This is a genomic window from Mycolicibacterium boenickei (assembly GCF_010731295.1).
GTDB lineage: Bacteria > Actinomycetota > Actinomycetes > Mycobacteriales > Mycobacteriaceae > Mycobacterium > Mycobacterium boenickei.
In genome coordinates, this window is record NZ_AP022579.1 from 6,360,967 (window position 1) to 6,386,129 (window position 25,163).

Sequence of the window (25,163 nt, forward strand, 5' to 3'; positions counted from 1 at the left end):
CGATGGCCACCATGAACGGAACTCTGCGACTGGCGGCGACGGTGCTCGTGTCGGGCGGCCTGGCCCTGGCCGGTCTGACCCTCGGAACGGCGGCGGCCCATGCCGCCGGCCCGTACCAGTGGTGTCCGGGTGACGAACCGGGCGGTTACGGCGGCGGGTTCAACTCGCCGGCGGATGCCCGGCCGAACTGGGACTGGAACGTCTGCCACAGCTACCACTACGTCAACCGTGGTCAGGGCAACGTCTCGTCCACTGTGTGGGAAGGGGACAACCCGCCGCCGCCGTATCCCTGGCAGCCCCCGAACATGTGCTGGTCCCTGTTCCTACCCCGGCCGTGCGGGCCCGCCGACCTCGGTCAGTGACCTTCCAACACCAACGCCGAGAGCAGCAGCTTGTGATCAAGCGCATGAGCGGTCAACCCGCCCCGGCCGGTCATGGTCTCGGCCGCCACCAACGCGTTGACGATGGCTTCCTCGGTGGCCTCGATGGCAAGGTCGAACAGCCGGGTCATCAGCTGTGGCGCCACCATCCGTACCGCGATCTCGGGGCGGTTGGCGTCCGGGTTCTCGTCCCACCCGTAAGGCGGGATTCCGCGGTTGCCGGTGGAGAAGGCCAGCATCAGGTCACCGCTGTACTGCTCACCTGTTCCGCCGACCCGGCCGACGGCCAGGGCCGAGCGTTGCGCGAGCCGGGTGCACTGATGCGGCAGCAACGGCGCGTCGGTGGCGATCACGACGATGATCGAGCCGGACCCCGCGGGATAGGGAATCGGAAGGTCTGGGGTCGGCACCAGCTCGGGGCTCACCATCTCCCCGACGGGCACGCCGTTGACCCGAAGTCGTTCCCGCCGGCCATGATTCGCCTGTACGAGCACCCCGACGGTGTACGGCCCGGCCACCGTCTCGGTGACCCGGGACGCGGTTCCGATCCCGCCTTTGAAACCGTGGCAGATCATGCCGGTCCCGCCGCCGACGTTGCCCTCGGCGACCGGGCCGTCGGTGGCGTCGGCCAGGGCCGCGGCGACGTGTTCGGGGCGCACATGGTGGCCGTTGATGTCGTTGAGCAGCCCGTCGTAGGTCTCCCCCACGACCGGCAGCGACCAGTACAGCCCGTCGCCGCGGGCCTGCACCTGGGCTTGGACCAGCGTGTCCCGCACGACGCCGACGCTGTGCGTGTTGGTCAGGCCGATGGGTGTGGTGAGTTCACCGGACTCGCGGATCCACTCCAGTCCGGTGAGTTCGCCGCTGCCGTTGAGCCGGTGCGCGCCGGCGAACACCGGCTCGGTGAAGATCCCGGAGTGGGGCACGACGACGGTGACGCCGGTGTTGACCGGGTTGGGCCCGGGCCGCTGGATGGTGGTGTGCCCGACGCGCACGCCGGCCACGTCGGTGATGGCGTTGTTCGGGCCCGTGGGGTGCTCGCCGATCACGACGCCGATGTCACGTGCACGCGGCCGCCGTGAGGAGCAGTCCAGCATGCGTCCTCCGGAAAGTTGTGGCGAGATTCTTTTCAGGATTGGAAAATAATGGCGGTGGGTAACCACCGGCGTCAACCGAAGTGACGGATTCGTGAAGGATGGGGCGGGTGGGACGGCCGAACCGACAGGCACAGCGACGCGAGGAGATCCTCGATGCCGCCATCGCGCTAATCGAGCGCAACGATCTGACCACCTTTCGGATCGCCGACGTGGCCGCCGAACTCAATCTCACGCCGAATGCGGTGCGCTACTACTTCCGGGAGATGGACCAGCTGCTCTCCGCCCTCGCCCAACGCTCGGACAGCAAGTTCTACGACGACCGGCTCGCCGTGGTGAAACGCACCGAAGACGCACGGGATCAGATCGCGTTCATGATCGCGGCCGGGCTGCCGTCCGGACCCGAGGACGCAGAGTGGCGCTCCATCTGGCGGGCGGTGCTGGCCGCCGGCTTCGTGCTCGACCGGCGGCCCGACGTACAGCACATCTTTCACCGGCAGGTGGATCTCTACGCTCAGATCCTCGACACCGGTTCCGCTGCAGGAATTTTCACACTGACCTCCCCCGCGCGCGATATCGCCATGACGCTGATGGCGATGGAGGACTACCTCGGGTATCGCATCGTGGCACGGGATCCGGACCTGGACCGCCCCACCGCGTTGCGACTGATGCGGGGCTATGCCGAACTGGCGACGGGGGCTCCGCTTCCGGTGACGGTGTGACCACGCGCGCCCCGCTCGGGGCGGCGCTGCTCGTGGTGATCGCCGCGGTCAGCCAGGAGGTGGGCGCGGCGTTCGCGGTCGGCCTGTTCGCCGCGGTCGGCACCGTGGGAGCATTGTTCGCCCGCTTCGCGGTGGCCGGCGTCATCCTGGGCGCGGCCGTACGTCCGTCGGTGCGGGGACTGACCCGGCAGGCCTGGGGTGCGGCCATTGCGCTGGCGGCAACGCTGGGCACGATGAACTACTGCTTCTATCTCGCGATCGAGCGGATTCCGCTCGGCATCGCGGTGACGATCGAAGCTCTTGGCCCACTGATCCTTTCGGTGGTCACCGGTAAGCGCCGGGCGGCTTGGCTGTGGGCTCTGCTGGCCTTCGCCGGTGTCGCGCTGCTGGGCCTGCCCCGCGGGGGCGGTGGGCATTTCGAAGCGACCGGATTCGCCTTCGCCGCCGCGGCGGGGGTGGCCTGGGCCGGCTACATCCTGGCCTCCGCGCGGACGGCCGCAGAGTTCCGGCGGGTCGACGGCCTGGCCCTCGCCACGGCGATGGGCGCCCTCGTCGTCGCCCCGTTCGCCGTGGCCTCGGTGCAGCTGGACGCACTCGACTGGCGCGTGCTCGGGGTGGGCGCAGCAGTCGGGGTGTTGTCGTCGGTGATCCCGTACTCGCTGGAGTTGATATCCCTGCGGCGGCTGCCGCCCGCCACCTTCGCCGTGCTGACCTGCCTGTCACCGGTCACCGCGGCTCTGGCCGGGCTGGTGGTGCTCGGCCAGCAGATCGGGCTGCTCGGCTATCTCGGCGTCGCACTGGTCACCCTCGCCAGCGTCGGCGCGGTGCGATCGGCGCATGCGGGCCCGGCCGAGCCTCTCGGCTAGCCGAGTTCGGCCACCGCCTCGTCGATCAGATCCGCGATCGCGGTGGGCTGCGAAGCCAACGACGCGTGGCTGGCGTCGAGTTCGACGATCTTGCGGGGGTTCATCCGCTGCGCCATCCGGCGTTCGTTGTCCGGGTGGATCATGCGATCCTCGGTCGACACCTGATACCAGACGGGCTTGGTCTTCCAGGCCGGAGCGGTCACGGTGTCGCCGAAAGTCGAACCGAGCGGGGCCTTTTGGGTCACCGCCATCACCAGGGTCTCGTCGTCGGGAAGGTCCTGGGCGAAACTCTCGGCGAACTTGTCCTGTTTGATCCACAGGTAGCCGTCCGAGTCCGGGGCGATGTTGGCGAAGGCCGCGGGCGGCGTCTGCTCACTGATCTGGCCGGGGCTCTCCCCCGCGTCAGGCGCGAAGGCCGCGACGTAGACCAGCCCGACGACATTGGGCAGATCCCCCGCTTCGGTGATGACCGCGCCGCCGTAGGAATGGCCGACCAGCAGCACCGGTCCGTCGACCTGCTTGACCATCTGCTGCGTGCGGTGAGCGTCCTCCCGCAGCGAGGTGAGCGGGTTCTCCACCGCGTACAGCTTGTCGTAGCCGCGCCTGCGCAGCTCCACGATCACCTTCGCCCAGTGCGCCGCGCCACCCCAAAACCCGTGCACCAGAACAATTGCCGGCTTTTCGGTCATCTTCGGTCCTTTCTCGGTCCCGGAATCCCAGGCGTTGACCACCCGGTGCGCTTCCACCATATTTGGAGGATGAGGCAACAGCCATGACTCATTCGCCGGAAAACTTTGCCGATCCTCTGAGCCCGACGTCCGCGAGCCCGGAGGGCTCGGACGCCTTGTCGGAGATCCTGCGCACCGTGCGCCTCCGCGGGGATTCGGTGACGCGGTGGTCACCGGCGGCGCCCTTCCGCGTGACGCTCCCGGCCGGGGCCCGGGTACTGCACATCGCCGAGTCCGACGGCCTCACGCTGCACATCGACGATCAGGCCCTGCCGTTGAATGCCGGCGACATGGCACTGCTGGCCCGAGGCGACGCGCACAGCATCTCCCACGGCGACCGCACCGACGCCCGGCCACTGTCCCAGGGTGACCGGAATATTGTTCCCGGGCAGGGTGATCCGGCCTCACCACGGTGGCTCAGCGGAGTCTTCGCCGTTGACCGCACGGTGGCCGATCCGCTGCTGTCGGTGCTGCCACCGGCCATCGCGATGCGGGCCGGCACGCCGGGCCACGAGTGGCTGCCATTGAGCCTGCAGCTGTTGTTGGCCGAGACCACCGAGCCGCGCCCCGGCGCCGGAGTGATGATCTCCCGCATTCTCGACCTGTTGTTCATCCACGCCCTGCGGGAGTGGTCCAGGTCCGCGGACACGGCGCCGGGCTGGCTCACCGCAGCGATGGATCCCCAACTGGGTCCGGTTCTCTCGGCGGTCCACAACGACCCGGCGCATCCGTGGTCGGTCACCGAGCTCGCCGACCTCGCCAGGCATTCGCGGTCGACGTTCGCCGAACGGTTCACCCGGTTGTTCGGGCAGCCGCCCGCCGCCTACGTCACCGAGCGGCGGCTCGATCGCGCCGCGGACCTGCTCCGGTCCACCACCACCTCGGTCAGCAAGATCGGGCACGCTGTCGGCTACACGTCCGATTCCGCGTTCAGCCGGGCGTTCCAGCGCCGGTACGGCGAGCCGCCCTTGCGGTGGCGCAACGGGCTGAGCTCCTGAACCTCACGGCCGGCTGTCCGCCTGCTCGGCGTCGACGAAGCAGACGAACACCTGATCGCCCTGCACAAGGTCCGCCCTCATGGCGAGCGGACGGCGCGACGACCGGTCGGTGAGGACCGTGTGCGCGACGGGTTCGGCCAGTTCGGTGCGGATGGCCCGCCGCAGTCCCCTGGCGCCGTACACCGGATCGAATCCCTTGCGCCGCACGAATTCGATGACGTCGTCCGCCACCTGGAGCCTCACTCCGCGACGTTTCAGCCGGTCAACCAGGTCGTGGATCTCCTTGCGGGTCACGCTTTCTGCGGTGTCGTCGTCGAACTCGTCGAACACAACCATCTCATCGATGCGGTTGAAGAACTCTGGATCGAAGAACGACTCGACCGCCTCGCGTATCAGGTCGGCGGTCTTGGCCGCAGGCCGGCGCCCGATACGTCGCCATCGTCTCCGCCGGGACCGCTGCATCGCAGCAGCTTCCAGCGAGCCGAGGTTGGAGGTCAGAAAGATGTAGCTGTTGCGGAATGAGATCTTCTGCTGGCCGTTGGCCAACCGCAGTTCACCGGTATCCAGCACGTGCAGCAGCGCCCGCAGCACGGTTGCGTCGGCCTTTTCGACTTCGTCGAACAACACGACGCCGGGCAGATACGGTCCGCCTTCGATCTTGGCCTTGTCGAACAACGTGAACGATTCCTTGCTGCCCGCATAGCCCGGGGGCGCACCGGACAGCGACGCGGCGTAGTGCTCCTGGGCCAGTGCGCTCATGTCGATGCGGCACATGTCGTCGGGGCCGGTCCGCAGTGCGGCCGCGACCTGCCGCACCAGTTCGGTCTTCCCGACTCCGGTCGGCCCCACCAGCAGGACGCTGGACAGGGGTCGACCGGGATCGGCCACACCGATGTGCGCGATCGAGACGGCGCGCACCACCGCGTCGACCGCGGAACGTTGTCCCAGAATCGCCGCGTTCAGCTTCCGTGACAATTCGTCGGGGTCGAAACCTCCGGCGGAATCCACCTGGGCGGCAGGCTCTTCGGCCACCCGGATCGAGTTGCGGTTCTGCTCGTGGTACATATCGGTGAGGTATGGCAACGCGTGCCCCTTCAGGCTTCGATGGTCTGCTCGACCGGAAGTGAACCGACCCGGCAGTCAGCTACTCCGACCGTGGTCCTGGTGATCGATTCCACGCGCTCCTGCGCCTTCTGGGCGTCGGTCACCCACAACTTGTAGAACTCGAATGGGCAGTCGGCGACGCCCTTGTCGCCATCGCCGGCCGCATGCACGCCCGAATAGCCTCGGTGCAGCAGCTTGAACAGATGATTCTGCGACTGGTCGTTCTCTCGTGCATCGCGAATGGCGGCCAAAGAAAGCTGCGCGTACTGGATTCCGTACTCTTCCTCGCCGGTCTCGCCGAGCGTCCGGCCGTCGAAACCAATGATCGCCGAGTGGCCGAAGTAGGAATAGACGCCGTCGAAGCCGGCCGCATTGGCAACTGCCACATAGCAATTGTTGGCCCAGGCCATGGCCTTGGCCATCAGCACCTGCTGGTCCTTGGCCGGGTACATGTAGCCCTGGCAGCGCACGATGAGTTCGGCCCCCTTCATCGCGCAGTCCCGCCAGATCTCCGGGTAGTTCCCGTCGTCACAGATGATCAGGGAGATCTTGAGACCCTTCGGACCGTCGGTGACGTAGGTGGTGTCGCCCGGATACCAACCCTCGATCGGGCACCACGGCAAGATCTTGCGGTACTTCTGGACGATGTCGCCCTTGTCGTCGATCAGCACGAGGGTGTTGTACGGAGGCTTGTTCGGGTGGTCCTCATGGCGCTCTCCGGTGATCGAGAAGACGCCCCACGTTCCGGCTTCCCGGCAGGCGGCTGAGAAGATCGCGGTCTCTTCGCCCGGGACGGTGGCCGCCGTGTCGTACATCTCCTGTTCGTCGTACATGATTCCCTGCGTCGAATACTCGGGGAACACCACGAGATCCATGCCCGGCAGACCCGACTTCATACCGATCAGCATGTCGGCGATCTTGCGTGCGTTGTCGAGCACTTCGGCCCGGGTGTGTAGCCGGGGCATCTTGTAGTTCACCACGGCGACGCCGACGGTGTCGTTGCTGGACGAGATATCTCCGTGCCTCATTGACTTCTCCTTGATGTGGGTGGTGATGATTCAGCTGAAGGCGGGTTCGTTTGTGGCCGTCGGGGTTTGATGCGACCGGTGAGAGGCGATCGCTCTCGCCGCGAAGAACAGGGCGACGAGTCCCACCGCCCAGATCGCCGCGATGCCGGGCGAGGTGTGATAGTTGCCGCTGAGCATCAAAAATGCCGGAAGCGTGCATGTCGGCTGGCTGAGCAACACCACCGACCAGCCGGTGAAGCGGGTCAGCCGGTCCCGGCGAAGGCCGAGCACCAGGAAGAACAACAGCCACAACGCTGCCCAGGCGAGCCAGATGACCCCGAACACAGGATCGTTCACGACTGTGAACGACAAGGCGGAGTAGACCACTGCTCCGCCTGCAACGAAGAGCGAAAACCAGCCGATGCCTTCGGGTTCCAGACCGGCCAGGTTGACGATCCCGACGTACAGATAGGTGAATCCGAACAGGTAGAGGCCTGATGCCGCCAGGGTGGCGGCGGGGTCCCCGGCGGCCATCACCAACATGACGGTCGGCAGCACGCACTGCAGGGCGCCGACGAACAGGTTGAGCACCGCCGCCGACCGTGCGGGCACCACGTCCAACAACATCAACCCGTTGACGAAGAGCACTGCACCGACGTAAAGGAGACCGACGTTGCCCATCGAGACACCTCAATTACTTCCAGATGGAATATGTCCAAATGAAAGTAAGTGACGGCCACCACACTGTCAACAGTCGGTACGGATCAGTCCCGCAGATCGGCAGGCAGTGTCGTGACGATCTCGAAATCGACCCCGTCGGCAACCGCGAGATGAACCGGCTGGCTGGTGCGGTGTCCGCTGAATTCCACCGTGCCGCGCGGGCTGTCGTAGGCTGCCCCGTCTGCGACCGCCTCGATATCCACCCTGCCGCCAGACCGACGGATCATCTCAGCGAGGAAATACGCTCCCTCATAACAGGATTCGGCCGCATTGCCCAACGCAGGGGCCCCCGAGCCGTTCACCTCCAGATATCGGTCGAGCAGTTCCATCGAGTTGCGGCCCACCATCGAGCGAAAATAGGACGCCGCGACGAACAGCCCCTTGGTCGCATCGTGACCGCTTGCGATCAACATGTTCTCGTCCATCAGCGGACTGAACCGCAGCAGATCCTCGTGCAGCCCCCGTTGCGCGAACGCGCGGTTGAACTCGACCGCGTCCTGACCGACCAGCAACATCAGCACCGCCTCGCACCGCGACCGGGCGACTTTGTCGACGAGACGGTCGATGTCGCCCTGCCCCAGAGCCACGAACGAGCCGCCGACCAGATCCAGTGACAGCTCCTGGACATACCGACGGACCTCCGACAATGACGTCCGCGGCCACACATAGTCATCGCCTACGACAAACCACTTGCGGATGCCGAGGTTGTCGCGCATCCAGCGCAGCGCAGGCGCGATCTGCTGGTCGGGTGTCTCACCGCAGCAATAGATTCCACGTCTGCGCTCGCCGCCTTCGTACAACGCGGGATAGGTGTAGGGCACCCGGCCGGCCACCACCGGCGCCAGCGCGTGGCGCACCGACGAGATGTGCCAGCCGCTCACGGCATCGATACGCCCGTCGTCGATCAATCGCTTCACCTCGGCTGCCACGGCCGCCGGATGCGCTCCCCCGTCGACCACCTCGATGTGGACCTCGCGGCCCATGACGCCTCCGGCCGCGTTCAGGTCGTGCGCGACCAGGTCTCCGACCGCCTCACAGGACGGCCCGAAGATCCCGGCGGGCCCTTGCAGCGGCACCACCATCGCCAGCCGCCATTCGGCATCGCGGCCGACGGTGCGTACTCGTACGTTCACCCCCGCAGTCCAATCCTTGTTAACGGGCAGACGAGATGGTCGGCTAGAATCATTCCAATTGGAAGTATCCTCGCGTGAGCGGTGCGAGGCAATCGCCAGTTGGGAGGCGGCCGCGATGACAGACCTGCTCCCACCGGACGGTTTTGCCACGCCGTCGAGCAGCGAGCTTCTCCGCGCCGCACGCATGCTCGGCGCCGTCATCGAACGCCAGGTCAGCGCAGAAGACCTGACACTCGACGACTGGCTGGTCTTGGCGGCACTGGCCGACTCCCCTGGCCTGACCATGGCGGAGTTGCGCACCCAGACCCTGGCCGCCGCTCCCACGTTGACCCGCGTGGTCGACAGGTTGGCCGGCCGCGCGCTGGTGTTCCGCGAGGTCGACGCCGATGACCGTCGCAAGGTGCGGGTGAACCTGAGCAAGCGAGGCTCTGCACTGCATGCTCGCCTGCTCACCACGGTCCGCCCGGCCGAACAAGCGTGGTTCGACGAGTACGGCATCAGCCCGTGGATGCGCGCGGACAGCTGATCCGTCAGCTGTTCTTGGCCAGGAACCGGCGGAACAACGGCCAGGCGATCGCCACGTTGTACGCCACCCCGCCGGCCAGGTAGGGCCACCACGTGCCGTGTGCGCTGGCGACCCAGAACGCCTTGGCCGGCCAATAGGGCGGCAGCACACCGAAGGCCAGGTTCCACGGCGAGTCGATGAACCAGGGCAGGCACGGCAGCCCGGCGATGAGCATGCCCAGCGCGCGCACCATCGCGATGCCCTGGACCTTGTTGCCCGCCAGGGCGATTATCAGGAGCAACGTCACCACGGCGGACAATCCGGCAACCAACCCGATCGGGATCAGCGCGCCGGTCAAGCCGGGCTCCAGGATGCCGCTGAACGACAGCGTCGCGATCACATAGACCGTGGTGACCGCCATGACGGTGCCCGCGCGGTAGGCGAAGAAGGTCGACATCGGCACCGGGGTCACGCGCAGTGCGGCCATGGTGCCGGCGTCGACCTCGTCCAGCACGAGGAACGCGCCCAATCCGCCGGCGATGATGATGCTGGTGAGCAGCAAGAACGCGGTGAGCACCAGCGGGTAGTACGGCACCAGGTCGAAGTCGTAGCGCGCTGCGAGCATCTCGGTGACCCCGGGCGTCAGGATTGCGACGCCGCTGGTCCAGATCACCGGCGCGAGCACCACCATGACGAGCAGCGGATCCCGGTAGGTGCCGCGAATATCGTTGCGGCCGAAAGCAGCCAGCGCCCTGCCGGTGGTCGAACCCAATATCGCAGTCACAGCACACCCGACCTTTCGACTACGTAGCGGCCGAACAGCACGTGGGCGGCTCGCCACAGAGCGGCCAGCGACAGCACGGGATAGAGCACCGCATACAGCAACTGCGAGGCCGTGAGCGTGACCTGGTCGAACGCCGCACCCAACAACAGCAGCGGGCCCTGGGTGGGCACGACGTACAGCACCGGATTGGGCCACAGGCCCGAGTAGTAGATCAGCGGCGGCACCAGCATGATCGCCAGCGGGATCGTCGCGGCCAGAAACCAGTCGGTGACCGAGGCGAACGGCAGCGACGTGATGAACCCGACCAGCAGCATCAGCAGTGTACCGAGCACCACGCCGAGGACCAATGGCACCGGGTGATAGGCGAATCCGTCTGCGACAGTTGACACGATGATCGCCACGAACAGCGAGATGGCCACCAGCACCACGAGTTTGGCGACAAGATACTCCCAGAACCGCAGCGGCGTGGCAATGATGGCGCCGAGCGTGCGTTCCTGCTTCTCGAAGAACACCGAACCGCCGACGAAAAAGAACCCGATGATCGCGATGTCGCCCGCCAGCACATAGGGTTCGGCGACCGGGCGCAGATCGCGCGGCATCGGCAGCAGCACCGCCAGCCAGATCAGGCCGGAGAACACCCCTGCGTGCAGGAACTTCTGCCGGGTCGCAATGGTCAGTTCGAGCCGAATCGCGGTGAGCAACCGGGTCATGACAGCTGCCGCCCGGTGACCTCGACGAAGACGTCGTCGAGACTGGCTTCGCGGCTGTGGATGGTCTCGACGTGCTGATTGCGCAGGACCGCATGGAATTCCGGGTCATCGGCCAGACCGTCCATCCCGTATTCGGCCGTGGTGAGCCCACCGGACGTGCGGTACTGCACCCGCACGCGGCGCTGGCTACGGGCGATTTTCAGTTCGGCCGGGGTGTCGAGCGCGACGATGTTGCCGTCGACGACGAAGGCCACTCGGTCGCACAGCTCGTCGGCGGTGGACATGTCATGGGTGGTGAGAAATATCGTGCGGCCGCGGCATTTCAGGTCCAGGATGATGTCCTTGACCTTGCGGGCGGTGACGGGGTCGAGCCCTGAGGTGGGCTCATCGAGGAACAACAGCTCAGGGTTGTTGATCAGCGACCGCGCGAATGTCAGCCGCATCTGCATTCCCTTGGAGTACTTGGCAACTCGGGTGTTGGCGGCGTGGGCCAGGCCGACGGCGTCCAGCAGTTCCATCGGGTCGGCCGTCGCACCGCCATAGAGGGAACCGAAAAACCTGAGGTTCTCCAGACCGGTGAGCTTGTGATAGTGGTTGGGCAGTTCGAAGGAGACGCCGACGCGCTGGTAGTAGTCCGGCCCCCAGTCCACCGGGTCGCGCCCCCACACCGTGGCTTGGCCGCCATGGCCGCGTAGCAGTCCGATGAGCAGCTTCTGGGTGGTGGATTTCCCGGCGCCGCTGGGCCCAAGAAATCCGAATATCTCGCCGTTTCCGACGGCGAAGTCCATCCCCCGCACCGCCGGTTCGGAGGCCTTGGGGTAGGTGAATGTCAAACCTCGAACGTCGATGACGTCAGTTGCCGTGCTCATCAGTGCCCTTTCCGCGCAGACGAAAACCACATCTCCGACCAGGCTTCCCGGAACACCGGATCAGACTGTACTAAACTTTCAGAAATTATTGAAGACCGGTTCGGGTGAGGAGGTTTCACGGTGGCCAGATCGACCGACCTGCAGCAGGCAGCCGAGCAGCTCGCCCTGGTACTCAGCAGTCACGGCATGCAGAAGATGGCCGCGCGCGTACTCGCCGCCCTGCTGTTCAGCGAGCAACCGAGCGTCACCATGACCGAGCTGGGCGACACCCTGCAGGCCAGCGCCGGATCCATCTCCGGCTCCCTCAAGATGCTGACGTCGGTGGGCCTGGCCGAGCGGGTTCCCGCCCCGGCCAGCCGGCGCGATCACTTCCGGCTGCGTGACAATGCGTGGGCGATTCTGTTCACCAACCAGAACGAGACACTCGCGGCCATGCAGGCCGCCGCGGACGCCGGGATCACGGCCACCGACCGCAACGGCCCAGCGCATCACCGGCTGACCCAGATGCGCGAGTTCTACGCTTTCCTGATGGCCGAGATCCCCGCGGTGCTGGAACGCTGGCAACAGCAGAACGGTCAGGGAAGCAACCCGACCTGACGGTAGACGGCTCGCAGATAGCGGCGCATCTCCTCGACGCCGGGCGGGTCGGGTTGCAGTACCCGGTAGGTGATCGCACCGACCATCATGTCGATTGCTACGTCGAAATCGGTATCACCAGAAACGGTTCCGAGCTCGCGCGCGCGTTCCAGCAGACGAGCGGCCAGCACTCGGCGCGGCAGGATGTAGCGATTCCAATACACGGCCATCAGCCCGGGATGGCTGACCGCCGATCCATAGACCCGCGCGACCAGCGCCCGGTAGTGCGGCGTGGTGGTCGTCGCGGCCGCGCTTTCGATCGCCGCTTCGACCAACTCGTACGGAGACTCGAGGTCGATCGCCTCCGGCGAGGCCCAGACCACTTCCTCGGCGATCAACGATTCCATCGCCGCGGCGATCAGCTCTTCCTTGGTCGACCACCGCCGGTAGATGGTGGGTTTACCTACTCCGGCCCGCTTGGCGATCTGCTCGATACTGGCCCCTTCGACCCCGCGCTCGATGAAAAGGTCCAACGCCGCCTGCAGGATTGCGCGCTCGGCCGCCGCGTCCCGCGGGCGACCACGACCGGGTGTCGTCACCGCACTGTCCCCGTCCCCAAAGCGGCCGTCAGCCAACGGTCGAGACTGTCGACGTCGTGCGGCCTCCCTCGCCACGCCAGGTGCGCGTCCGGGCGGATGAGCATCAGATCCGTGCCCCCGTGGTACAGCGTCGCGGCGTAGTCGCCGAGTCCGCGAACCGGTTCAAGGTCATCGGGAACTCCCTCGGGCAGCAGCAACGCCCACCGCCCGCCGAGCTCACCGTGCAGCCGCGTAGCAGTGCCGTCCCGCCGGGCGCAGGGCAGATCCGCGATGCGATCGCCCGGGCGCGGCTTACGACCACGACCGCCCAACGGCCCCCTGCGATAGGTCACCCACAGCTGCGAGGCCGTGTACGTCGTCCAGCGCTGGATGAACGCCAGCCCGAAAAGCCGCGTGGTCACATGGTCGCGGAGAAACCGGCCGATCCGATTGCTCGCGACGTTCACCCGCGTAACCGCGCTGGTGCCGCGCAGCACTTCGGTGGCCAAGGGCCTACGCTCGGCCTCATAGGTGTCGATGAGTTTGTCAGAGGCCAGCTTTCGGACAACCAGAGCGAGCTTGAACGCCAGGTTCTCGGCATCGCCGATACCGGTCAACATGCCCTGCCCGCCGAACGGCGCGTGGGCGTGCGCAGCGTCACCGGCGATGAGGATGCGCCCATTCCGGTACCTGTCAGCCAGCCGACGGTGCACAGTGAACACCGACAGCCACTCGGCGTCACCCACGGTCACAGCCTGCCCGGTCCGCTCCGGCACGACAAGTTTGACCCTGTTCAGAATCTCACTCTCACTGGGTTTTTGATCGAGCGTGGGGTCGTAAACGAAGATTCGCCACAAGTCGTCACGACCGGTCGAATCGGGCATGGGCATCGCGCCCACCACCCCGTCAGGATGAATCCAGCCGGTCGTGCCACCCCGGTCGAGCGCCCAATCCAGATGCACATCGGCAAGCAGGAAACGCTCGGAGAGTTTGACTCCGGGAAACTCGATATCCGCCTGCTCCCTCGTCACGCTGGAGGTGCCGTCACAACCGACGAGCCACTGCGCACTGATCCGTTCGCCATCGCGGAGCTCGGCCACGACGCTGTCGTTGTGCTGGTGCGCGTTGAGCACCTCGCGGCCCCACTCAGGTTCAACCCCGAGCTCAGCCAGCCGAGCCCGCAACGCCGCTTCGACCTTGGCTTGGGACACCACCATCGGCGGCGCGGCAGTCCGCATGCCAGGATCGCCGAATTCCAGGGTCATTACCGGGCGATCACCCAGATAGTTGGTGATGCGCATGGCCCGCAGCGACTCGTTCGGCAGGTTTCCCAGCGCACCGATGCGGCCCAACACTTCCGAGCCGCGGGCGTGCAGGAAGTTGGCCCGTGAGGTGGTCGCCGGCCCCTGTGCGCGATCGACGACCCGCACCGACAGGCCGTGCAGCCGCAGAGAGCAGGCCAGCGTCAACCCGGTCGGACCGGCGCCGACGACAACAACGTCCGAATCTGTGGCAGGCACACGAATATTTTAACGAAACGGTTCCGTAAAGAAAATAGTCGTGACTCCGAATTCCCGCCAGCCTCTTGCCAGGCACTCCGACCAATTACTAGGATATGCAAGTATCTCGGGTATGCCCCGGGCCACCTAACTGCGCATCTCTATCGGGACGGAACGCCATGACCACTCAGATCCCCCACTTCATCAACGGCCAGCGCACCACCGCCGGATCCACCCGGACGGCCGATGTGCTCAACCCCAGCACCGGTGAGGTGCAGGCGCAGGTGGCCCTGGCCTCGACCGCCGATGTCGACGCCGCCGTCGCGGGCGCCGTCGAGGCCCAGAAGGAATGGGCCGCCTACAACCCGCAGCGCCGCGCCCGGGTGCTGATGAAGTTCATCGAACTGGTGAACCAGAACGCGGATGAGCTGGCCGAACTCCTCAGCCTGGAGCACGGCAAGACCGTCGCCGACTCACTGGGCGACATCCAGCGTGGCCTGGAGGTCATCGAGTTCTCGGTGGGCATCCCCCACCTGCTCAAGGGTGAGTTCACCGAGGGCGCCGGCACCGGCATCGACGTGTACTCGATCCGCCAGCCGCTGGGCGTGGTCGCGGGCATCACCCCGTTCAACTTCCCGGCGATGATCCCGCTGTGGAAGGCCGGCCCCGCGCTGGCATGCGGAAACGCGTTCGTGCTCAAGCCTTCCGAGCGTGACCCCTCGGTTCCGCTGCGCCTGGCCGAACTGTTCATCGAGGCCGGGCTGCCTGCCGGCGTGTTCCAGGTGGTGCAGGGCGACAAGGAAGCCGTCGACGCGATCCTCGCGCACCCCGACATCAAGGCGGTGGGCTTCGTCGGCAGCTCCGACATCGCGCAGTACATCTACTCGGGCGCGGCCGCACACGGCAAGCGCGCACAGTGCTTCGGTGGCGCCAAGAACCACATGATCGTGATGCCCGACGCCGATCTGGACCAGGCCGTCGACGCGCTGATCGGCGCCGGCTACGGCAGCGCCGGCGAGCGCTGCATGGCCATCAGCGTCGCGGTCCCGGTGGGTCGTGAAACAGCAGATCGACTGCGCGCCAGGCTCGTCGAGCGCATCAACCAGCTGCGGGTCGGACACAGCCTCGACCCCAAGGCCGATTACGGGCCACTCGTCACCGGCGCGGCGCTCGAGCGGGTCCGCGACTACATCGGCCAGGGCGTCGAGGCCGGAGCCGAACTCGTGGTCGACGGTCGCGAACGGGCCAGCAACGAGCTGACTTTCGGCGACGCCAGCCTGGAGAAGGGCTACTTCATCGGCCCCACCCTGTTCGACAACGTCACCACCGACATGTCGATCTACACCGACGAGATCTTCGGTCCGGTGCTGTGCATCGTCCGCGCCCACGACTACGAAGAGGCCCTCAAGCTGCCGTCCGAGCACGAATACGGCAACGGCGTCGCGATCTTCACCCGCGACGGCGACGCCGCGCGCGACTTCGTGTCCCGCGTGCAGGTCGGCATGGTCGGCGTCAACGTGCCGATCCCGGTTCCGGTGGCCTACCACACCTTCGGTGGCTGGAAGCGGTCCGGATTCGGCGACCTCAACCAGCACGGCCCGCACTCGATCCTGTTCTACACCAAGACCAAGACCGTCACCGAGCGGTGGCCGTCGGGCATCAAGGATGGCGCCGAGTTCGTCATCCCGACCATGAAGTAGCGCACCGACGAGCGCTTGCGCGAGGAGAAGACCGGCCCTGTGAATCTGTACGACCTGGACGAAGACGAGCGCGTGATCGCCGAGACGGCGGCCGCGTTCGCCGAGAAGCGCATCGCGCCATACGCGTTGGAATGGGATGAGACCCATCACTTCCCCACCGACGTATTGCGCGAGGCGGCCGAACTCGGCATGGGCGCCATCTACTGCGGTGAGGACGCAGGGGGCAGCGGGTTGCGCCGACTGGATGCGGTGCGCATCTTCGAGGCACTCGCCGCCGCCGATCCCACCCTGGCGGCGTTCCTGTCCATCCACAACATGTGCGCGTGGATGGTCGACAGCTTCGGCACCGAAGAGCAGCGCAAGACCTGGGTGCCCAGGCTGGCGTCGATGGAAGCCATCGCCAGCTACTGCCTCACCGAACCGGGGGCCGGCTCGGATGCGGCGGCACTGCGGACCAGGGCGGTCCGCGACGGCAGCGATTACGTCCTCGACGGGGTCAAGCAGTTCATCTCCGGGGCCGGCAGTTCCGATGTGTACGTGGTGATGGCCCGTACCGGTGCCGACGGCCCGAAGGGCATCTCGGCTTTCGTGGTCGAAAAGGACACGCCGGGACTCAGTTTCGGCGCGCAGGAGCAGAAGATGGGCTGGAACGCCCAGCCCACCGCACAGGTGATCTTCGAGGGCGTGCGAGTTCCGGCCGAGGCCCTGCTGGGCAGCACCGAGGGCACCGGCTTCGGGATCGCGATGAACGGTCTGAACGGGGGGCGGATCAACATCGCCGCCTGCTCGCTCGGTGGTGCACAGGCCGCCTACGACAAGGCAGTCGGCTACCTCGCCGACCGCCAGGCGTTCGGCGGGTCCCTGCTCGACGAGCCGACGATCCGGTTCACCTTGGCCGACATGGCCACCGGCCTGGAGACATCGCGAAACATGTTGTGGCGGGCGGCCTCCGCGCTGGATGCCGACCACCCCGACAAGGTGACACTGTGCGCGATGGCCAAGCTGTATGTCACCGACAAGTGCTTCGAGGTGGCCGATCAGGCGCTGCAGTTGCACGGCGGCTACGGGTATCTGCGCGAATACGGTCTGGAGAAAATCGTCCGGGATCTGCGGGTGCACCGCATTCTTGAGGGAACCAACGAAATCATGCGGGTGGTCATCGGTCGCTCTGAAGCGTCCAGGGCCCGCTCCACCGGATAGGGAGACTTGAGTGAGCACGATCGCGTTCTTGGGGCTTGGCAACATGGGCGGGCCGATGGCCGCCAACCTGGTGACCGCCGGGCACACCGTGCGCGGCTTCGACCCGGTTCCGGCCGCACAGGAGGCGGCGAAGGCCAACGGCGTCAACGTCTTCCCCACCGGCGCCGAAGCCGTGGCCGGTGCCGATGTGGTGATCACCATGCTGCCCAACGGTGCGTTGGTGAAGAGCTGTTACGCCGAGGTGCTGCCGGCTGCCGCCGAAGGAGCCTTGTTCATCGACAGCTCGACCATCTCGGTCGACGACGCCCGCGAGGTACACAAGGTCGCCCTCGAGCACGGCTTCGCCCAGCTCGACGCCCCGGTGTCCGGCGGGGTCAAGGGTGCGGTCGCGGGCACGCTGGCGTTCATGGTGGGCGGCGAGGACGACGCGGTCGAGCGGGGCCGCGCAGTGCTGGAACCCATGGCGGGCAAGATCATTCACTGCGGTGCCAGTGGTGCCGGGCAGGCCGCCAAGGTGTGCAACAACATGGTGCTGGCCGTGCAGCAGATCGCCGTCGGCGAGGCGTTCGTGCTGGCCGAGAAGCTCGGTCTGGACAAGCAGGCCTTGTTCGACGTGATCACCGGGGCGACCGGCAACTGCTGGGCCGTGCAGGTGAATTGCCCGGTGCCAGGCCCGGTTCCGACCTCCCCGGCCAACAATGATTTCAAGCCGGGATTCGCCACCGCGCTGATGAACAAGGACCTGGGCCTGGCGATGGCGGCCGTGGAATCCACCGGTTCGTCGGCGCCGCTGGGCACGCACGCGGCCGAGATCTATACGAAATTCGCGGTTGACCACGCCGACAAGGACTTCAGCGCCGTGATCGAGACGCTCCGCAACTGATTCTCGTCGCGTTCGTAACGTGGTGGCGCCAGAAAACGGGTTTCACCGCCGCCACGTTACGAACGCGAGCCCCCCAGCTGGCTTAGGCAGCAGACGGGCTGCGCTGAGCCCACCACTGGCTGTGCAGGCGCTGACATACCGGCAGGCGCAGCGGGTCGGCGCCCGCGAAGTCCGGCCGCACCGCGACCGCGGCGTATGACCCGGTACCGGCGTCGGGGTCGATGAGCACGCCGGCCATCCCGGCACCGTTGGCGGCACGCAGGCCCGCAACCGAACCCGTCATGGCCAACGCGTCGTGGCCCGCCACTCCCAGTTCGGCCAGGGCGTGCCGGTACAGCTCGGCCCCGGTCGCGCTTACGTCATCGGTGGTGACGACGGTTTCCACCAGGCCCTCACCGACCAGCTGGCGCACCAGCGGTTCGGCCCAGCGCCGGCGACCCGCGGCGACCACGCCGACCGGCAGCCCGGCCAGGAACGCGTCGTTCATCAGATCCTCCAGACCCGGCCGCGGCGTCAGGCCGGCGTCGAGGATCATCTCGTCGAACATCAGGTCCTTGGTCATGCAGATCTCGTCGGCGAGCACCTCGGTGAGGACGTCGCACTCCGGGCCGACGCACCGCTTGCGCAGCTCGGCGGCGACTCGCTGCCGCTCGTCATGCAGCGCGAGGAGCTGCTGGTAACGGGAGACCCCCCACTCGATGGGCAGACCGTGCGCGGCGAATGCGGCGTTGAAGACCACGCGGTGGCCGTCGACGTCGAGGTCCGACAACGCATCGAGGTCCAGGATCACTGCACGCAGCGGATGGGCACTCGTTTCGGCCTGGGCACAGTCCCACCAGAACCGCCCGGCACGCCATGACTTCTCTTGTGGTGAGGACACCCCATGAGAGTGGCCCACGTCACAGGCCCCGCGCGTCCCCCGTAGGGGGGATTAGGGGAGTTGGTGTTCATCTGCCCTGCCCTCGCAAGGCCGTCTCCACCTCTAGGGTGATGCCATGGCGCCCTCCAATCCAGTGCGCCTTGTGCTGGTCGACGACCACGAGATGGTCATCGAGGGTCTCAAGGCCATGCTTGCTGCGTTCAACGACCGGGTCGAGGTGGTCGGCCAGGCCGTGGGAGCCGAGCGGGCACTGAGCGTGATCGAGACGCTCAACCCCGACATCGTGCTCTGCGACGTGCGCATGGAGGGCTCGAGCGGGCTGGATTTGTGCCGGGTGCTGCGTGAGCGGGACCCGGACCGCAAGGTGGTCATGTTGTCGGTCTACGACGACGAGCAGTACCTGTTCCAGGCATTGCGGGTGGGCGCCGCCGGGTATCTGCTCAAGAGCATCAGCAGCGACGAACTCGTGCGCCAGCTCGAATTCGCCCACAGCGGGCAGACCGCGATCGATCCGGGGATGGCCGCCCGCGCGGCCGGCACCGCGGCCCGGCTGCAACGTGACGAGTTCTGGCCCGGGGTTCGGCAGGGCCTCACCCAACGCGAGAGCGAGATCCTGTCGTTCGTGGTCGCTGGCCTGTCCAACCGCGGGATCGCCAACAAGCTGGTGATCGGCGAGGAAACGGTGAAGACCCACCTGCGATCCATCTACCGCAAGCTGGGGGTCAGCGACCGGGCCGGAGCGGTGGCCACCGCGCTGCGGGAAGGGATCTACCAGTGACCGCCGGCAAGCCCGAGCGCGATCTCGGACCCATCGATCTCACCGCCGACCGGGAACTGGCGCTACTGCGCGAGCTCATCCGCGCGGCGTCGAGCGGCCCAGGAGTGGAGCCACTGGCCGCCGCGGCGGCCAGGATGATCACCGAGGCGACCGCCACCGACGTGTGTTTCGTGCACGTGCTGGACGATTCGGATCGTGCCCTGACCCTGGCCGGGGCCACGCCGCCGTTCGATGCCGAGATCGGCAAGATCCGGCTGCCGCTCGGGCAGGGCATCTCCGGTTGGGTGGCCAGCCACCGGCAGCCGGTGGTGATCAGCCACGACAAGGAGTCCGACCCCCGCTACAAGCCCTTCGAATCGCTGCGCGGGCGGGACTTCACCTCGATGGTGTCGGTCCCGATGGAGACCGGGCCGGGCGGGCTCGTCGGGGTGCTCAACGTGCACACCGTCGACCGCCGCGAGTTCACGCCGCGCGACGTCGAGTTGCTGCTGGTGATCGGCCGGTTGATCGCCGGGGCGCTGCACCAGGCCCGGCTGCACCGCCAGCTGGTGGCCCGCGAGCGGGCCCACGAGAATTTCGTCGAGCAGGTGATCCAGGCGCAGGAGATCGAACGACGCCGGTTGGCCGGGGACATTCACGACGGCATCTCCCAGCGGTTGGTGACGCTGTCCTACCGGCTCGACGCCGCGGCCCGCGCGGTCGAACCGCGGACGGTGGCCGAACAGCTGGCGGCCGCCCGCGAACTGGTCGCGCTGACCCTGCAGGAGGCCAGGGCCGCGATCAGCGGGCTGCGCCCGCCGGTGCTCGACGACCTCGGCCTGTCGGGCGGGCTGGCCAGCCTGGCCCGCTCGATCCCGCGGATCCCGATCGATGTCGACCTCGCCGAGACGCGGGTGCCCGACCACATCGAGCTGGCGCTGTACCGGATCGCCCAGGAATGCCTGCAGAACGTGGTCAAACATGCCGAGGCGGAGCGGGCCCGGCTCACCTTCGCGGTCGACGACGGCGTGGCGCGCCTCGAAATCGTCGATGATGGAAAGGGTTTCGACACATTCGAGCACCCGTTGGGCAGTGACGAGATGGGTGGCTACGGGCTGCTCTCGATGGCCGAGCGGGCCGAGATCGTCGGTGGCCGGCTCCACATCCGGTCGCGGCCGGGTGCGGGCACCACGGTGACCGCGACGATCCCGCTGCCGTCGGTCATGGAGTAGTCACTCGTCATCTCTCGAGGCGCGCCCGCACCTCATCCGACAAGGTGCGCCCGCACCGCCGGCAACGCGCCCGCGATCAGCTCCTCGGCGGTCCGCGATGCGATCGGTTCGATCCGCAGGACGTGGCGCAGGTAGGCGATGCCGAGCAGTTGGCCCATGGCCAGGTCCACCCGTAGCGCGGCATCGGCACCGGTGAGTGCGGTGGCGATCAGCGGGTAGAGCCGCTGCTCGATGAACTGGCGGACCAGGGCTGCGGATTCCTCATGGGTGGCCGCGCCGCGCAGGATGGCCAGCAGGGGCGCACGGGTGTCGGGCTGTTCCCACAGCTCGAAGAATGCGCGGGTCAGGCGTTCGGGCAGGTCGGCAGGGTCGTGCCCGAGGATCTGCGCGCCGAACTGCTCGGGGTCGAACGGCCACCCGACGGTGGCCCGGAACAGCTCGGCCTTGCTGCCGAAGTAGTGCCGGATCAGCGCCGGATCGACGCCCGCGGCGGCCGCGATGTCGCGCAGGGAGGTCTTGTCGTACCCGCCTTCGGCGAACATCCGCCGGGCGGTGGCCACCAGCTCCTCACGGGTGCCGGGCTGGCCCGGCCGGCGTCCTCGGGGCGGCATAGTTCCGAAATTCTACAGTCGTTGACTTCTTGATCGGGCCAGGTCTACGCTCGAAACATTAATTCCACAACTGAGGAGTTATACGATGCCCGCTCCGCGATGGGTCGCCTACGCCAACAAGATCGGCCTCAATCAGCTGACCCGGTTCATCGCGCCATGGGCGCCGGGCTGGGCAGTCGTGATCCACCGGGGCCGCAAGTCCGGCCGGACCTTCCGGACCCCGCTGTGGGCGTTTCGACGGCCGAACGGTTTCGTCATCGCCCTGACCTACGGCTCGCAGGCCGACTGGGTGCGCAATGTGCTGGCCGCCAACGGGTGCGAACTCGAGGCTCGGCGCCATCGGTACCGGCTGACTGCACCCGAGGTCTACCGCGACGAGAACGCCACGGACATGCCCGCGTTCATCAGGTTCATGCTGCGCCGGGTCATCAAGGCCCCGGAGTTCCTCAGCCTGAAGATCGCGGATTAACCGCCGAGTTTCCCGGCCAGTTCCGGGCACTCGTACTTGAGCGCCACGGTCACGATCGTCATCAGCGCATCGGGCGGCAGCTTGCTGCCCATCTGGATCAGCACGTTGACGACGTCCTGCTTGGTTTTGTTGAAGCTGCCGCCAGCCATGATGCAGGCCAGCATCAGCTGATCCCCGATGGCATTGTCCGAACCCTGAATGCCGGCGGCCCGCACCTCGGCGAACGCCTCCGGCGGCAGCCCCGCGGAACCACGCGGTGAGCCCGGGGCCGCGTTCGGACTCTTTGTGGCAGTTGACCTGGGCGCCTTCGACGACGTGGTGAACGGTGTGACGTCGTCGGGGGCGGTGGCCACCCCGGTGGTCGTGGTACTGCAGGCCGCCATCAACACGACGGCGACGGCACCCAGCGCCGCACCCACCCGTTTGGCGATCATGTGCGCTCCCCTCGACTGCGTTCGAGGGTAGGCGGGGTTTGACCCGGCGGCCCAGAACCCGGCGTCAGAAGTCCCCGGAGTGTCGGCGCAGCGTCTCGATCGACGCCACCAACGCCCGGGACTCCTCGTCCGACATCCCGACGTCGGCGAACACCTGCTGGTTCAGGGTCACGGTGGCGTCCTCGACCGTCGAGCGCCCGAGTTTCGTGATCTGTACCAGCGTGGTGCGTCCGTCGGTGGGGTGCGGGATGCGCTCCACCAAACCGTTGGCTTCCAGGCGGCGGATGGCGTGGGTGACGCTGGTGACGTGCACCTGGAGGCGATCGGAGGCCTTGGTGATCGGCAGCGCCCCGGCCCGGCTGAACGCCAGCAGCCGCAGCAGCTCGAACCGCGAGAAGCTGAGATCGTAAGGCCGCAGCGCGGACTCCACCCGGGCCAGCAGGATCTGGTGGGCCCGCATCACCGACGTCACCGCGACCATCCCGCCGGCCACATCGCCCCATCCGGCGGCCTCCCAGTTCGCGCGGGCCTGCGCGATGGGGTCACGTTTGTCTGGTGGTGAGGGCACGCCTCTTCTTACCGCATCACCGCGCGGGCCCCGCGCATTCTGCACGCATCCGGGCCCCGGGCGTGCGGTCAGGCCGCCGCTGTCACCGCACCAAGCACCGCCCGGCTCGACTGCCGCGATCCGACGGTGATCCGGACCCCGCCGTCTCCGTAGTGGCGGAGCTGAAGTCCGGTGCCGTCGAACACCTCCGGCCACGGCATGGAGCCGCCGGGCAGATACACGAAGTTGGCCTGCGCGTCCGTGCTGTAGACGCCGAGTGCGCGCAGCCGCGTCTGCAGGTAGCGGCGTTCCGCGGCGATCATCCGGATACGTTGGCGCAGCTGATCTTCCGCATCGTAGGAGGCGGCTACCGCCACCTGGGCGCTGAGTCCGACGCCGAACGGCAGCTGCATCTGCCACAGCTGGCGGCCGAGATCTGGAGCGCAGAATCCGTAGCCGATGCGCAGCCCGGCCAGGCCGTAGGCCTTCGAAAAGGTGCGCACCACCACGACATTGCCGAACCTGGCCACCAGGCGCGGCCCGTCGATGCGTTGAGCGGCCGTCAAGAACTCCACATAGGCCTCGTCGAGCAGGACCACCGTGTCCTCGGGAACCCGGGTCAGCAGGCGCTCGATCTCGGCGGCAGATTCGATGGTGCCCGTCGGGTTGTGCGGCCGGCAGACCGCCACCACCTTCGCATCCTTGGCGGCCTCGGCCATCGCCTCCAGATCGTGACGGCCGTGCGCGTCGAGCGGAATCGTCACCGTACGCAACCGCGCCATCTGCGCGAAGATCGGATATCCGTCGAACGTCGGCACCGCCATCACCATGGTGTCACCGGGACTGGTCACCGCGTGCAGCACCTGCATGATGACCCCGGTGGCGCCGGCACCGACGATCACCTGCTCCTCGGCCACCCCGTCGTGATCGGCGATCAGCGAACGCAACCGCTGCGGCAGGAACTCCGGATACCGGTTGGCGGCCTCGTCGCAGGCGCGCAGCGCCGAGCGAACCGCGGGCAGTGGCGGAAACGGGCATTCGTTGAGCGACAACGCCAACGGGTTGACCGCCTGCGGCAGCGTGCCGACGAGGTCGGCCAGCGCGGTGCGCGGTGCCACCATCACTCGTTCCCCGCGGCGGCGCCGTCGCCGGCCCGGCCTCCCCAGCGCACCGCCGCGGCCCCGGCGAAGTCACCGGCGTGGGCGAAGGCGGCCATCAGCACGGTGTCGCCTGCCTTCACCCGACCACCGGTGACGGCCCGGTCCAGATTGACGGGAATTCCTGCGGCGAAGAGGTTTCCGCATTCTTCAAAGGTGTCCACGTGACGTTCGGGTGGCAGCTCCAGCGCATCGCGCCAGTTGCGCAGGAACGCCCGGTTGGGCTGGTTGGTCACCAACAGGTCGATATCCTTGGGCTGCACACCGATTCGGTCGCACACCGTGTAGGACACCTCGGGCACCTGCCGATTACCCCGGGCCAGCACCTTGGTGATCTTGCTTTCGGTGAAGCCGATGCACGCCTCGCCCGGGCCGGCCTGCCACCATTTGCGCGGCGGATCCATGACCACCGTCATGTCCCCGGCGTACTCGCCGTAGGTGCGGCATTCGATGTCGAGGATGGGTGACTCGTCGGACAGCGTCACCAGGCCGACGGCAGCACCGTCGCCGGGCACCGACGCCTGCGCCTTGCGCCGGATCGTCTGTTGATCGAAGACCTGCCCGGCGGAGTTCTGCGCTATCGCGATCACCGCGGTGCGGCCCTCCCCCGCGCGCAGCAGCGTGCGGGCCACCTTGAGCCCGAGGATGAATGCCGCGCATCCACCGTTGTGCAGATCGATCACCCAGTTGGGCTTCATGCCCAACCGGTGTGCCATACCGCCACCCCCGCCGTAGAACGGCATGTCCGGCAGCTGAGTGTGGGTGATCAACACGTCGGCCCCGGTCACGACGTCGGAGCCGTGCCGCCCGATCACGCCGGCGGCGGCCCGCTCGACCATGTCGATCGCGGTTTCCTCGGGCCCCACATGATGGCGGAACCGGGGCGCCCGGAACATCACGTTGTCGGCCAGCTCATCGGTTTCGGCGAACCCGGCGTAGTAGTCGGCACCGATCGGGTCGCCGGGCAGATAGGTGGAGACGTCGACGAGGCTGACGGGAGTCTGGTCAGGCATGACCGAA

At 67.2% G+C, this 25,163-nt stretch carries 29 protein-coding genes; 12 read left to right on the plus strand and 17 right to left on the minus strand.

The window, feature by feature from the left end; all coding sequences use genetic code 11:
- Positions 1 to 11: 11 nt before the first annotated feature.
- Positions 12 to 362 (plus strand): hypothetical protein, encoded by a 351-nt coding sequence (locus tag G6N57_RS30445; RefSeq protein WP_234815555.1) that lies wholly within the window; start codon positions 12 to 14, stop codon positions 360 to 362.
- Here the strand turns inward: G6N57_RS30445 and G6N57_RS30450 are convergent.
- Positions 356 to 1,477 carry a DmpA family aminopeptidase gene (locus G6N57_RS30450; RefSeq protein WP_077742136.1) on the minus strand — a complete coding sequence of 374 codons (1,122 nt, stop codon included), beginning with the start codon at positions 1,475 to 1,477 and terminating at the stop codon, positions 356 to 358. The genes G6N57_RS30445 and G6N57_RS30450 overlap by 7 nt on opposite strands.
- A 98-nt stretch (positions 1,478 to 1,575) precedes the next feature.
- Here G6N57_RS30450 and G6N57_RS30455 point away from each other — a divergent pair, with 98 nt between their 5' ends.
- Both G6N57_RS30455 and G6N57_RS30460 read left to right on the plus strand, forming a co-directional pair.
- Positions 1,576 to 2,196 carry a TetR/AcrR family transcriptional regulator gene (locus G6N57_RS30455; RefSeq protein ID WP_097925755.1) on the plus strand — a complete coding sequence of 207 codons (621 nt, stop codon included), beginning with the start codon at positions 1,576 to 1,578 and terminating at the stop codon, positions 2,194 to 2,196.
- Positions 2,193 to 3,062: an EamA family transporter gene (locus G6N57_RS30460; protein ID WP_077742137.1), complete on the plus strand. Its 870-nt coding sequence runs from the start codon at positions 2,193 to 2,195 to the stop codon at positions 3,060 to 3,062. The genes G6N57_RS30455 and G6N57_RS30460 overlap by 4 nt, the downstream gene beginning before the upstream one ends.
- Here the strand turns inward: G6N57_RS30460 and G6N57_RS30465 are convergent.
- The gene (locus G6N57_RS30465) at positions 3,059 to 3,751 is read right to left on the minus strand and encodes an alpha/beta hydrolase (protein ID WP_077742622.1); all 693 of its coding nucleotides are present in this window, start codon (positions 3,749 to 3,751) and stop codon (positions 3,059 to 3,061) included. The genes G6N57_RS30460 and G6N57_RS30465 overlap by 4 nt on opposite strands.
- 83 nt (positions 3,752 to 3,834) lie before the next feature.
- Between G6N57_RS30465 and G6N57_RS30470 the strand changes: the two genes are divergently transcribed.
- Positions 3,835 to 4,788, plus strand: a complete 954-nt coding sequence (locus tag G6N57_RS30470; protein WP_077742138.1) for a cupin domain-containing protein — start codon at positions 3,835 to 3,837, stop codon at positions 4,786 to 4,788.
- A gap of 3 nt (positions 4,789 to 4,791) precedes the next feature.
- Here G6N57_RS30470 and G6N57_RS30475 read toward each other — a convergent pair whose 3' ends face one another.
- From G6N57_RS30475 to G6N57_RS30490, 4 genes are all read right to left on the minus strand, one after another.
- On the minus strand, positions 4,792 to 5,871 hold the full coding sequence (locus tag G6N57_RS30475) for an AAA family ATPase (RefSeq protein WP_077742139.1): 1,080 nt from the start codon (positions 5,869 to 5,871) through the stop codon (positions 4,792 to 4,794).
- A gap of 11 nt (positions 5,872 to 5,882) precedes the next feature.
- A complete protein-coding gene (locus G6N57_RS30480) occupies positions 5,883 to 6,920 on the minus strand; it encodes an aliphatic amidase (RefSeq protein ID WP_075923523.1) in 1,038 nt (345 codons plus the stop codon).
- Between the two features lie 30 nt (positions 6,921 to 6,950).
- Entirely contained in the window at positions 6,951 to 7,580 is a 630-nt protein-coding gene (locus tag G6N57_RS30485) for an AmiS/UreI family transporter (protein WP_077742140.1), read from the minus strand.
- An 83-nt stretch (positions 7,581 to 7,663) separates the two neighbouring features.
- On the minus strand, positions 7,664 to 8,701 hold the full coding sequence (locus G6N57_RS30490) for a substrate-binding domain-containing protein (RefSeq protein WP_077742624.1): 1,038 nt from the start codon (positions 8,699 to 8,701) through the stop codon (positions 7,664 to 7,666).
- Positions 8,702 to 8,867: 166 nt separating this feature from the next.
- Between G6N57_RS30490 and G6N57_RS30495 the strand changes: the two genes are divergently transcribed.
- Positions 8,868 to 9,278, plus strand: a complete 411-nt coding sequence (locus G6N57_RS30495) for a MarR family transcriptional regulator (protein ID WP_077742141.1) — start codon at positions 8,868 to 8,870, stop codon at positions 9,276 to 9,278.
- A 4-nt stretch (positions 9,279 to 9,282) separates the two neighbouring features.
- Here the strand turns inward: G6N57_RS30495 and G6N57_RS30500 are convergent, their stop codons facing one another.
- From G6N57_RS30500 to G6N57_RS30510, 3 genes are read right to left on the minus strand one after another with little or no spacing between them, the layout of a single operon-like run.
- Complete coding sequence (locus G6N57_RS30500; protein ID WP_077742142.1) at positions 9,283 to 10,041, minus strand: Rv2686c family ABC transporter permease subunit; 759 nt, start codon at positions 10,039 to 10,041, stop codon at positions 9,283 to 9,285.
- Positions 10,038 to 10,751, minus strand: a complete 714-nt coding sequence (locus G6N57_RS30505) for a fluoroquinolone export ABC transporter permease subunit (RefSeq protein WP_077742143.1) — start codon at positions 10,749 to 10,751, stop codon at positions 10,038 to 10,040. The genes G6N57_RS30500 and G6N57_RS30505 overlap by 4 nt, the downstream gene beginning before the upstream one ends.
- Complete coding sequence (locus G6N57_RS30510) at positions 10,748 to 11,620, minus strand: ABC transporter ATP-binding protein (protein WP_077742144.1); 873 nt, start codon at positions 11,618 to 11,620, stop codon at positions 10,748 to 10,750. The genes G6N57_RS30505 and G6N57_RS30510 overlap by 4 nt, the downstream gene beginning before the upstream one ends.
- 138 nt (positions 11,621 to 11,758) lie before the next feature.
- Between G6N57_RS30510 and G6N57_RS30515 the strand changes: the two genes are divergently transcribed.
- Positions 11,759 to 12,217: a GbsR/MarR family transcriptional regulator gene (locus tag G6N57_RS30515; protein ID WP_077742625.1), complete on the plus strand. Its 459-nt coding sequence runs from the start codon at positions 11,759 to 11,761 to the stop codon at positions 12,215 to 12,217.
- Here G6N57_RS30515 and G6N57_RS30520 read toward each other — a convergent pair.
- Both G6N57_RS30520 and G6N57_RS30525 read right to left on the minus strand, forming a co-directional pair.
- The gene (locus tag G6N57_RS30520) at positions 12,196 to 12,795 is read right to left on the minus strand and encodes a TetR/AcrR family transcriptional regulator (protein WP_077742145.1); all 600 of its coding nucleotides are present in this window, start codon (positions 12,793 to 12,795) and stop codon (positions 12,196 to 12,198) included. The genes G6N57_RS30515 and G6N57_RS30520 overlap by 22 nt on opposite strands.
- A complete protein-coding gene (locus G6N57_RS30525) occupies positions 12,792 to 14,294 on the minus strand; it encodes an FAD-dependent oxidoreductase (protein WP_077742146.1) in 1,503 nt (500 codons plus the stop codon). The genes G6N57_RS30520 and G6N57_RS30525 overlap by 4 nt, the downstream gene beginning before the upstream one ends.
- A 158-nt stretch (positions 14,295 to 14,452) precedes the next feature.
- Between G6N57_RS30525 and G6N57_RS30530 the strand changes: the two genes are divergently transcribed.
- From G6N57_RS30530 to mmsB, 3 genes are read left to right on the plus strand one after another with little or no spacing between them, the layout of a single operon-like run.
- Positions 14,453 to 15,973, plus strand: a complete 1,521-nt coding sequence (locus tag G6N57_RS30530) for a CoA-acylating methylmalonate-semialdehyde dehydrogenase (protein ID WP_077742147.1) — start codon at positions 14,453 to 14,455, stop codon at positions 15,971 to 15,973.
- A gap of 39 nt (positions 15,974 to 16,012) precedes the next feature.
- Positions 16,013 to 17,173, plus strand: coding sequence for an isobutyryl-CoA dehydrogenase (locus G6N57_RS30535; protein WP_077742626.1), 1,161 nt, complete (start codon positions 16,013 to 16,015; stop codon positions 17,171 to 17,173).
- 10 nt (positions 17,174 to 17,183) lie between these two features.
- Positions 17,184 to 18,056, plus strand: coding sequence for a 3-hydroxyisobutyrate dehydrogenase (gene mmsB / locus G6N57_RS30540; protein ID WP_077742148.1), 873 nt, complete (start codon positions 17,184 to 17,186; stop codon positions 18,054 to 18,056).
- Positions 18,057 to 18,138: 82 nt separating this feature from the next.
- Here the strand turns inward: mmsB and G6N57_RS30545 are convergent, their stop codons facing one another.
- Positions 18,139 to 18,936, minus strand: coding sequence for an HAD family hydrolase (locus tag G6N57_RS30545; RefSeq protein ID WP_165777749.1), 798 nt, complete (start codon positions 18,934 to 18,936; stop codon positions 18,139 to 18,141).
- Positions 18,937 to 19,051: 115 nt separating this feature from the next.
- Between G6N57_RS30545 and G6N57_RS30550 the strand changes: the two genes are divergently transcribed.
- Both G6N57_RS30550 and G6N57_RS30555 read left to right on the plus strand, forming a co-directional pair.
- Positions 19,052 to 19,714, plus strand: a complete 663-nt coding sequence (locus G6N57_RS30550; RefSeq protein WP_075923509.1) for a response regulator — start codon at positions 19,052 to 19,054, stop codon at positions 19,712 to 19,714.
- Positions 19,715 to 19,746: 32 nt separating this feature from the next.
- A complete protein-coding gene (locus G6N57_RS30555; protein WP_097925780.1) occupies positions 19,747 to 20,925 on the plus strand; it encodes a GAF domain-containing sensor histidine kinase in 1,179 nt (392 codons plus the stop codon).
- Between the two features lie 32 nt (positions 20,926 to 20,957).
- Here the strand turns inward: G6N57_RS30555 and G6N57_RS30560 are convergent, their stop codons facing one another.
- On the minus strand, positions 20,958 to 21,536 hold the full coding sequence (locus G6N57_RS30560) for a TetR/AcrR family transcriptional regulator (protein ID WP_077742150.1): 579 nt from the start codon (positions 21,534 to 21,536) through the stop codon (positions 20,958 to 20,960).
- A gap of 85 nt (positions 21,537 to 21,621) precedes the next feature.
- Between G6N57_RS30560 and G6N57_RS30565 the strand changes: the two genes are divergently transcribed.
- Positions 21,622 to 22,005 carry a nitroreductase family deazaflavin-dependent oxidoreductase gene (locus G6N57_RS30565; RefSeq protein WP_077742151.1) on the plus strand — a complete coding sequence of 128 codons (384 nt, stop codon included), beginning with the start codon at positions 21,622 to 21,624 and terminating at the stop codon, positions 22,003 to 22,005.
- Here G6N57_RS30565 and G6N57_RS30570 read toward each other — a convergent pair.
- From G6N57_RS30570 to G6N57_RS30585, 4 genes are all read right to left on the minus strand, one after another.
- Positions 22,002 to 22,439: a hypothetical protein gene (locus tag G6N57_RS30570; RefSeq protein ID WP_077742152.1), complete on the minus strand. Its 438-nt coding sequence runs from the start codon at positions 22,437 to 22,439 to the stop codon at positions 22,002 to 22,004. The genes G6N57_RS30565 and G6N57_RS30570 overlap by 4 nt on opposite strands.
- Positions 22,440 to 22,503: 64 nt before the next feature.
- Positions 22,504 to 23,007: a MarR family transcriptional regulator gene (locus tag G6N57_RS30575; RefSeq protein WP_077742153.1), complete on the minus strand. Its 504-nt coding sequence runs from the start codon at positions 23,005 to 23,007 to the stop codon at positions 22,504 to 22,506.
- A gap of 68 nt (positions 23,008 to 23,075) precedes the next feature.
- Positions 23,076 to 24,107, minus strand: coding sequence for a pyridoxal phosphate-dependent aminotransferase (locus G6N57_RS30580; RefSeq protein ID WP_097925754.1), 1,032 nt, complete (start codon positions 24,105 to 24,107; stop codon positions 23,076 to 23,078).
- Positions 24,107 to 25,156: a 3-oxoacyl-ACP synthase III family protein gene (locus tag G6N57_RS30585; RefSeq protein WP_097925753.1), complete on the minus strand. Its 1,050-nt coding sequence runs from the start codon at positions 25,154 to 25,156 to the stop codon at positions 24,107 to 24,109. The genes G6N57_RS30580 and G6N57_RS30585 overlap by 1 nt, the downstream gene beginning before the upstream one ends.
- Positions 25,157 to 25,163 lie beyond the last annotated feature (7 nt).

Excerpts from the sequence above, each read along its gene's own strand:
- G6N57_RS30445 (WP_234815555.1), top strand. The coding sequence starts at position 12 with ATGAACGGAACTCTGCGACTGGCGGCGACGGTGCTCGTGTCGGGCGGC.
- G6N57_RS30450 (WP_077742136.1), bottom strand. The coding sequence starts at position 1,477 with ATGCTGGACTGCTCCTCACGGCGGCCGCGTGCACGTGACATCGGCGTC.
- G6N57_RS30455 (WP_097925755.1), top strand. The coding sequence starts at position 1,576 with ATGGGGCGGGTGGGACGGCCGAACCGACAGGCACAGCGACGCGAGGAG.
- G6N57_RS30465 (WP_077742622.1), bottom strand. The coding sequence starts at position 3,751 with ATGACCGAAAAGCCGGCAATTGTTCTGGTGCACGGGTTTTGGGGTGGC.
- G6N57_RS30470 (WP_077742138.1), top strand. The coding sequence starts at position 3,835 with ATGACTCATTCGCCGGAAAACTTTGCCGATCCTCTGAGCCCGACGTCC.
- G6N57_RS30480 (WP_075923523.1), bottom strand. The coding sequence starts at position 6,920 with ATGAGGCACGGAGATATCTCGTCCAGCAACGACACCGTCGGCGTCGCC.
- G6N57_RS30485 (WP_077742140.1), bottom strand. The coding sequence starts at position 7,580 with ATGGGCAACGTCGGTCTCCTTTACGTCGGTGCAGTGCTCTTCGTCAAC.
- G6N57_RS30490 (WP_077742624.1), bottom strand. The coding sequence starts at position 8,701 with ATGGTGGTGCCGCTGCAAGGGCCCGCCGGGATCTTCGGGCCGTCCTGT.
- G6N57_RS30495 (WP_077742141.1), top strand. The coding sequence starts at position 8,868 with ATGACAGACCTGCTCCCACCGGACGGTTTTGCCACGCCGTCGAGCAGC.
- G6N57_RS30505 (WP_077742143.1), bottom strand. The coding sequence starts at position 10,751 with ATGACCCGGTTGCTCACCGCGATTCGGCTCGAACTGACCATTGCGACC.
- G6N57_RS30510 (WP_077742144.1), bottom strand. The coding sequence starts at position 11,620 with ATGAGCACGGCAACTGACGTCATCGACGTTCGAGGTTTGACATTCACC.
- G6N57_RS30530 (WP_077742147.1), top strand. The coding sequence starts at position 14,453 with ATGACCACTCAGATCCCCCACTTCATCAACGGCCAGCGCACCACCGCC.
- G6N57_RS30550 (WP_075923509.1), top strand. The coding sequence starts at position 19,052 with ATGGCGCCCTCCAATCCAGTGCGCCTTGTGCTGGTCGACGACCACGAG.
- G6N57_RS30560 (WP_077742150.1), bottom strand. The coding sequence starts at position 21,536 with ATGCCGCCCCGAGGACGCCGGCCGGGCCAGCCCGGCACCCGTGAGGAG.
- G6N57_RS30565 (WP_077742151.1), top strand. The coding sequence starts at position 21,622 with ATGCCCGCTCCGCGATGGGTCGCCTACGCCAACAAGATCGGCCTCAAT.
- G6N57_RS30570 (WP_077742152.1), bottom strand. The coding sequence starts at position 22,439 with ATGATCGCCAAACGGGTGGGTGCGGCGCTGGGTGCCGTCGCCGTCGTG.
- G6N57_RS30580 (WP_097925754.1), bottom strand. The coding sequence starts at position 24,107 with ATGGTGGCACCGCGCACCGCGCTGGCCGACCTCGTCGGCACGCTGCCG.
- G6N57_RS30585 (WP_097925753.1), bottom strand. The coding sequence starts at position 25,156 with ATGCCTGACCAGACTCCCGTCAGCCTCGTCGACGTCTCCACCTATCTG.